5 protein-coding genes are annotated in these 7,381 nt (G+C 71.7%); 3 read left to right on the forward strand and 2 right to left on the reverse strand.

Features of this window, described 5'->3' with window-relative positions:
* The first annotated feature begins 202 nt into the window (after nt 1–202).
* Nucleotides 203–1,225: a class II fructose-bisphosphate aldolase gene (gene fbaA / locus J1M39_RS09175; RefSeq protein ID WP_041103616.1), complete on the forward strand. Its 1,023-nt coding sequence runs from the start codon at nt 203–205 to the stop codon at nt 1,223–1,225.
* Nucleotides 1,226–1,284: 59 nt separating this feature from the next.
* Here fbaA and J1M39_RS09180 read toward each other — a convergent pair whose 3' ends face one another.
* On the reverse strand, nt 1,285–2,751 hold the full coding sequence (locus tag J1M39_RS09180) for a helix-turn-helix domain-containing protein (protein ID WP_206496700.1): 1,467 nt from the start codon (nt 2,749–2,751) through the stop codon (nt 1,285–1,287).
* A gap of 268 nt (nt 2,752–3,019) precedes the next feature.
* Between J1M39_RS09180 and aceA the strand changes: the two genes are divergently transcribed.
* A complete protein-coding gene (gene aceA / locus J1M39_RS09185) occupies nt 3,020–4,327 on the forward strand; it encodes an isocitrate lyase (RefSeq protein WP_012750705.1) in 1,308 nt (435 codons plus the stop codon).
* Between the two features lie 33 nt (nt 4,328–4,360).
* Nucleotides 4,361–6,124 carry a malate synthase A gene (gene aceB, locus J1M39_RS09190; protein ID WP_206496701.1) on the forward strand — a complete coding sequence of 588 codons (1,764 nt, stop codon included), beginning with the start codon at nt 4,361–4,363 and terminating at the stop codon, nt 6,122–6,124.
* Between the two features lie 65 nt (nt 6,125–6,189).
* Here aceB and J1M39_RS09195 read toward each other — a convergent pair.
* A partial coding sequence (locus J1M39_RS09195) for a hypothetical protein (protein ID WP_206496702.1) occupies nt 6,190–7,381 on the reverse strand: 1,192 nt, incomplete at its 5' end.

Genomic DNA, 7,381 nt, shown 5'->3' on the forward strand with positions numbered 1-7,381 from the left:
GGCCATGGCGGTCTCCGGTCTCTCGGATGTGAATGTGACGCAGCTCACCCTAGGCCAGCGACGGGCCCGTGCCCAGGCCGGCGTCGCCGTCGGGCCCGGGGCCCTGGGGCGGGTCCGGCCGCGCGGATAGGATGAGCCCGAGGGCGGCGCGCCCGCCGCGCTCCCCCGCCTGCCCGAGTCGACGACGCCTAGGAGCTGCAGCATGCCCATCGCATCCCCGGAGAAGTACGCCGAGATGATCGACGCCGCCAAGAACGGCGCCTTCGCCTACCCGGCGATCAACGTCACCAGCTCCCAGACCCTGAACGCCGCCATCCGCGGCTTCGCCGAGGCCGGCTCGGACGGCATCATCCAGGTCTCCACCGGCGGCGCCGCCTACTTCTCCGGCTCCTCCGTGAAGGACATGGTCGCCGGCTCGCTGGCCTTCGCGGCGTTCGCGCGCGAGGTCGCCAAGAAGTACTCCGTGAACATCGCCCTGCACACGGACCACTGCCCCCAGGACAAGCTCGAGGGCTTCGTCCTGCCCCTGCTGGACGCCTCCGAGGCCGAGGTGAAGGCCGGGCGCGACCCGATCTTCAACTCCCACATGTGGGACGGCTCCGCCGAGACCCTCGAGGAGAACCTGCGGATCGGCCGCGAGCTGCTCGCCCGCACCCACGCCAACAAGCAGATCCTCGAGGTGGAGATCGGCGTCGTGGGCGGCGAGGAGGACGGCGTGGCCCACGAGATCAACGAGAAGCTCTACACCACCGTGGCGGACGGCATCGCCACGGTGGAGGCCCTCGGCCTCGGCGAGCACGGTCGCTACCTCACCGCGCTGACCTTCGGCAACGTGCACGGCGTCTACAAGCCGGGCAACGTGAAGCTGCGCCCGGAGATCCTGCAGGAGATCCAGCAGGCCGTGGGCGAGAAGTTCGGCAAGGAGCGCCCGTTCGACCTCGTGTTCCACGGCGGCTCCGGCTCCGCCGCCCAGGAGATCGCCGACTCGGTGGAGTACGGCGTCGTGAAGATGAACGTGGACACGGACACCCAGTACGCGTTCACCCGCCCGGTGGCCGGGCACATGTTCGAGAACTACGACGGCGTCCTGAAGGTCGACGGCGAGGTCGGCGACAAGAAGCAGTACGACCCCCGCGTGTGGGGCGCCAAGGCCGAGGAGGCCATGGCCGCCCGCGTGGTCCAGGCCTGCACCGAGCTGAACTCGGCCGGCAAGAGCATCGGCTGACCCCGCCGTCCGCCGCGCCGGCCCGCACCCTCGCGTGAGGGTGCGGGCCGGCGTCGTCCTCAGCCCTCCCGCTCCTCCTGGGCCTGGAGGAACTCGAAGACCTCACGCTCGTCCACACCGGGGAAGGTCTGCGTGGGCATGGCCGCCAGCAGATGCGCGTGCATGCGGGCCGCGGGCCACACGTGCCCGCCCCACGCGGCCTCGAGCTCGGGGTCGGGGCGGCGGCAGCAGCGCGGATCGGGGCACGTGGAGGTGACCCGGTGGCGGGTGTCCGCGCCGCGGAAGTACCGGGCATGCTCGAACGGGGTGCCCACGGAGAGGGCGAACAGCCCGTCGGGGCCGTTCTCGATCATCGAGGTGCACCAGAACGTCCCGTTGGGCGAGTCCGTGTACTGCGTGTGGGCGCGGAACCGGTCGTTGCGGGAGAAGGCCTGCCGTGCGCCCCACTTCCGGCACGCCTGCTGGCCCTCGATCGCACCGGTGTGGTCGGCGGGGAACACGATCCCGTCGTTCTCGTAGGCCTTGTGGATCACCCCGGTCTCGTGGACCTTCTGGAAGTGGCAGCGGATGCCCAGGTCCACGGTGGCCAGGTTGGTGAACCGGTGCGCGGCGGCCTCGTAGGAGACGCCGAACGCGTCCTTCAGGTCGTCCACGGACAGGTCCCGGCGCTTCTGGGCGGCCCGCAGCAGCGACGACGCCGCCCGCTGCGGCATGAGCAGCGCGCCCGCCAGGTAGTTCACCGCCACACGCTGGGCGAGGAAGTCCTCGTAGTCCCGCGGCTCGCCGTGGCCCAGGACGGCGGCGGCGAGGGCCTGGAGCACCACGGTGCGGCGGTCGTGGTCCGAGGAGCGGGAGCCGCTGATGTGGATGCGCCCGTGCTTGAGGTCCGTGACGGAGCGCGTGGAGTGCGGCAGGTCCGGGACGAAGCGCAGGGTGAAGCCGAGGTGCTCGGCCAGCTCCGAGACCGCGTGCAGGCCCAGCGGCCCGCCCGTGTGGCCGATCGCGTCGAGCAGCCGATGCGCCTCGGCCTCGAGGTCGGGGTAGTGATTGTCCACCGCGCGCATCCGGGCGCGCAGCTGGGCGTTGGCGCGGCGCGCCTCCTCGGGGGTGGCGGCCTGCTCCTCCAGGCGACGGCGCAGCTCGGCCTCCAGCCCCGCGATCACCTCGAGGACCTCGGTGGGGGTGCGGGGCCCGATGCGCAGCGGGGGCAGGCCGAGGGAGGCGTAGTGCTCCGAGCGCGCGAACCGTTCGACCTCGATCTCCAGTTCGGCCCGCCGGGTGGGGGCCCGGCCGGTGAGCAGGTCCTCGACCGGCACGCCCAGGACCTCGGCGATCCGCTGGACCAGCGAGAGCCGCGGCTCGCGGCGGGCGTTCTCCACGAGGGACAGGTGCGAGCCGCTCACTCCCGTGTGCTCCGCGAGCTGGTCCAGGGTGAGGCCGGCCTGCTTGCGCAGGTGCCGGACGCGGCGGCCCAGCGCGACGGCGTCCACGGTCGCGCTGTCCTCGGGAAGCGGGCGGGTCATCATGCGCGGAACTGTAGACGGAACCGGGTAGGAGATCACGTGTTTCGGAAAGAAAGTCACATTCTTGACAAGCGGGGGGCCGTTGCCGTGATCCAGACCACACCGGGGCGCAAGGACTGTCACGTTCTGACCCAGTGGCAGGAACGGCCGGAGTTTCCACCGATTTTGTGCTCCAGAGGGCCTTGCCCGGGGCCAAGGTGGATGTCAACGGCAGCGACGGACACGTCGCACCGAACCCTTCACGAACCGGACCGATCCTCAGGAGGACGTCATGACCACCCAGCCCCACCACTCCACTCCCGCCTCCGCCGAACAGCTCCAGCACGACTGGGACAACAACCCCCGCTGGGCCGGCGTCGAGCGCAGCTTCACCGCCGAGGACGTCGTCCGTCTCCGCGGCCGCATCCAGGAGGAGCACACGCTGGCCCGCCGCGGCGCCGAGAAGCTGTGGACCCAGCTGAAGGACGAGAACGCCCGCGGTGAGTTCACCAACGCCCTCGGCGCCCTCACCGGCAACCAGGCCGTCCAGCAGGTCAAGGCCGGGCTGCGCGCCATCTACCTCTCCGGCTGGCAGGTCGCCGCGGATGCCAACCTCTCCGGCCACACGTACCCGGACCAGTCCCTGTACCCGGCCAACTCCGTGCCGCAGGTGGTGCGCCGCATCAACAACGCCCTGCTGCGCGCGGACCAGATCGAGCACGCCGAGGGCGTCAGCAGCGTCGAGGACTGGCTCGTGCCGATCGTGGCCGACGCCGAGGCCGGCTTCGGCGGCCCGCTCAACGCCTACGAGCTCATGAAGTCGATGATCACCGCCGGCGCCTCCGGCGTGCACTGGGAGGACCAGCTGGCCTCCGAGAAGAAGTGCGGGCACCTCGGCGGCAAGGTGCTCATCCCCACCGGCCAGCACATCCGCACGCTCAACGCCGCCCGCCTGGCCGCCGACGTCGCCGACGTGCCCAGCGTGATCATCGCCCGCACCGACGCCGAGGCGGCCACCCTGATCACCTCGGACGTGGACGAGCGCGACGCCGAGTTCATCACCGGTGAGCGCACCGCGGAGGGCTTCTACAAGGTCCGCAACGGCGTCGAGCCCTGCATCGCCCGCGCCAAGGCCTACGCCCCGCACGCGGACCTGATCTGGATGGAGACCGGCACGCCGGACCTCGAGCTGGCCCGGAAGTTCGCCGAGGCCGTCAAGGCCGAGTTCCCGGACCAGATGCTGGCCTACAACTGCTCGCCGTCCTTCAACTGGAAGAAGAACCTCGACGACGACACCATCGCCAAGTTCCAGCGCGAGCTGGGCGCCATGGGCTACACCTTCCAGTTCATCACGCTGGCCGGCTTCCACGCCCTGAACCACTCGATGTTCGACCTGGCCAAGGGATACAACGAGCGCCAGATGTCCGCGTACGTCGAGCTGCAGGAGCGCGAGTTCGCCGACGAGGCCCGCGGCTACACCGCGACCAAGCACCAGCGCGAGGTCGGCACCGGCTACTTCGACGCCGTGTCCACCGCCATCAACCCGGACAGCTCCACGGTGGCCCTGGCGGGCTCCACGGAGTCCGGCCAGTTCCACTGATCCGCTCAGCCGAGACCGCGAGGAGGCAGTCCCATGAGCCCGCAGACCACGACCCCCACCCTGCACGAGATCCATGCCGACGACGCTCGGGAGCACACGCCCCTGCCGCATGACGTGAGCACCCAGGCCATCCCCGTCGTCATCCCCGAGGGCGCCGCCCCCGTGGTGACCGTCCACGGGCCGGTCGACGGGCGGCAGGCCGAGATCCTCACGGACGAGGCGCTGGCGTTCCTCGGCCGCCTGCACCGGCTGGCCGAGGACCGCCGCCGGCGGCTGCTCGAGGAGCGGGAGTACACCCGGCGCCGCATCACCGACGGATGGAACCCGCACTACCTGCGGTCCACCCGCCGGGTCCGCGAGGACGACTCCTGGCGTGTGGCGCCGCTGGCCCCCGGCCTGCAGGACCGCCGCGTGGAGATCACCGGCCCCGTGGATCGGAAGATGACGATCAACGCCCTCAACTCGGGCGCCTCGGGCTGGCTCGCCGACTTCGAGGACTCCTCGACGCCGTCCTGGGACCGGATGCTGGACGGGCAGGTCAACCTGTTCGACGCGATCCGCGACCAGATCGACTTCACCTCCCCCGAGGGCAAGGAGTACCGGCTGCGCGAGCGCGAGCTCACGGACCGGCCGACCATCATCGTCCGCCCGCGCGGCTGGCACCTCATCGAGGACCACATCCGTGTGGACGGCGAGCCGATGGCCGGCGCCCTCGTGGACTTCGGCCTGTACTTCTTCCACAACGCCGACGAGCTGATCCGCCGCGGCCACGGCCCGTACTTCTACCTGCCCAAGCTCGAGTCCCATCTCGAGGCGCGGCTGTGGAACTGCGTGTTCGTGGCGGCGCAGGACGAGCTGGGCATCCCCCAGGGCACCATCCGGGCCACCGTGCTGATCGAGACGATCACCGCGGCGTTCCAGATGGAGGAGATCCTGTACCAGCTGCGCAACCACGCCGCGGGCCTCAACGCCGGCCGCTGGGACTACATCTTCTCCATCATCAAGAACTTCCGGGACCGCGGGGCCGAGTTCGTCCTCCCGGACCGCTCGGAGGTGACCATGACCCAGCCGATGATGCGGGCCTACACGGAGCAGCTGGTCCGGGCCTGCCACCGGCGCGGCGCCTCGGCGATCGGCGGCATGTCCGCCGTGATCCCGGACCGCCGGAACGAGGAGGCCAACGCCGCCGCGCTGGAGAAGGTGCGCGCGGACAAGGCCCGCGAGGCCGGCGACGGCTTCGACGGCTCGTGGGTGGCGCACCCGGACCTCGTGCCGGTCGCCCGGGAGGAGTTCGACGCCGTGCTCGGCGAGGCCCCGAACCAGATCCGCACCCGCCGTCGCGAGGACGTGGAGCCGGACGAGGCCGCCCTGCTCGACGTCGCCGCGACCACGGGCTCGGTGACCGAGGCCGGCGTGCGGATGAACATCGAGGTCGGGATCCGCTACATCGAGTCCTGGCTGCGGGGGAACGGCGCCGCCGCGATCCACGGACTCATGGAGGACGCCGCCACGGCGGAGATCTCCCGGTCCCAGATCTGGCAGTGGGCCCACAACGGCACCGGTGTGCAGCTGACCGAGGGCGGCGTGCGGACCGCCAACCGCGGCTGGATGGAGCAGCTGATCCGCGAGGAGCACGCTCGGATCCTCGCCGGCCCGCTGCCCGAGGGCCACCGGTTCGAGGACGCGGTGCGCGTGTTCTGCGAGTCGGCCCTGCCGCCGGAGTACCCGGCGTTCCTCACCCTGGGCGCGTACCGCCGGCACTTCGCCGGTCAGGACGACGCCGCGGCGAAGGCCTGATCCGCCGGGCCTCACGACGACGGCCGGTCACCTCACGAGGTGACCGGCCGTCGTCGTGCCGGGTGTCAGTCCCCGGACGTGGAGGGGGACGGCGAGGCCGAGGCCGACTTCGTCGGTGACGGGCTGGCCGACGCCGAGGCGGACGCCTCCGCGGCCCGCTGGGATTCGGCGGCCTCCCGCGCGGCGCCCTGGAACGGCCGCGGCGGCTGGCCGGGGGCCACGGGGCCGGGGGCGCCCTCGGGGCGGTCGATCGTGGACTGGTTGTTCAGCAGCTCGTCGGGCACGCGGCCGGTGGGGATCTCCCGGGCCTGGGCCAGGGTCTCCTCGTCCATCTGCGCGTTCAGGAAGAACGGCGAGCTGAGCTTGATGACCTCCTGGAAGTCCCCGGCGTCCTTCAGCACGGTGTCCGCGAGGTGGTCGCGGGTCTCGGTGACGAGGGTGGTGCTCTGCGCGACCGGCGAGTTCTTCACCTGGGTGAGGCCGCCGTTGGCGTCACCGAAGCCCTCCATCGAGCCCATGGTCACGGAGACCATCTCGCTGCCGTCCTCGGAGCAGGCCCACGCGGTGCGCTGGGGCAGCAGGGGGGCGCCGTCCTGGCCGCCGACCATGCCGGGGCGCAGCAGGGCGAGCAGCCCCTTGCCGGTCTTCGGGTCGAACGTGTACTCGTCCGCCACGGCGGCGGGCTCCTCCTGGCACCACTCCAGGCGGGAGCCGTCGAGGTTGTGCTGGTAGTGGACCTGCGCCAGGGGCATGCCGGGGCTGTACTCGAAGTAGCCGTTGTAGACGCAGGTGAGGAACTCGTGGGTCTCGTCCTGCGAGGCGAACAGCTGCACGATCTCGATGTTCGAGCTGTCCGGGATGTGCGTGGCGACGGCGTCCAGGGTGCGCTGGTCCAGGACGTCGCGCGTGCAGTCCATCACGGAGACGGTGTCGTTGCGGACCGCCGCCGTGTTCTTCCAGGCCTCGGTGGCGGCGCCGTCCTTGATGCCCGGGCCGACGGTCTCGAACGCCTGACGCGGCTCGGCGCGCGGGGTGCCCTCGGCGGACTCCGACGCGAGGGCCTCACGGACGCGGGACGCCGCGGCGGACGCGGGGTCGGTGGGGCTCTCCGTGGCCGAGCCGGCTGCGGCCGAGGCCGCCGATCCGCTGGGTGCCGCGGCGGTCGACGAGGCGGGCTCACCGGACTGGCCGGCCGAGCCGCAGCCGGCCAGGGCGAGGGCGAGGGCGGCGACGCCGACGGCCAGCGGGGCACGGCGG

Origin of the sequence: Micrococcus sp. KRD077, from assembly GCF_017168505.1 — a bacterium.
GTDB classification, from domain to species: domain Bacteria; phylum Actinomycetota; class Actinomycetes; order Actinomycetales; family Micrococcaceae; genus Micrococcus; species Micrococcus luteus.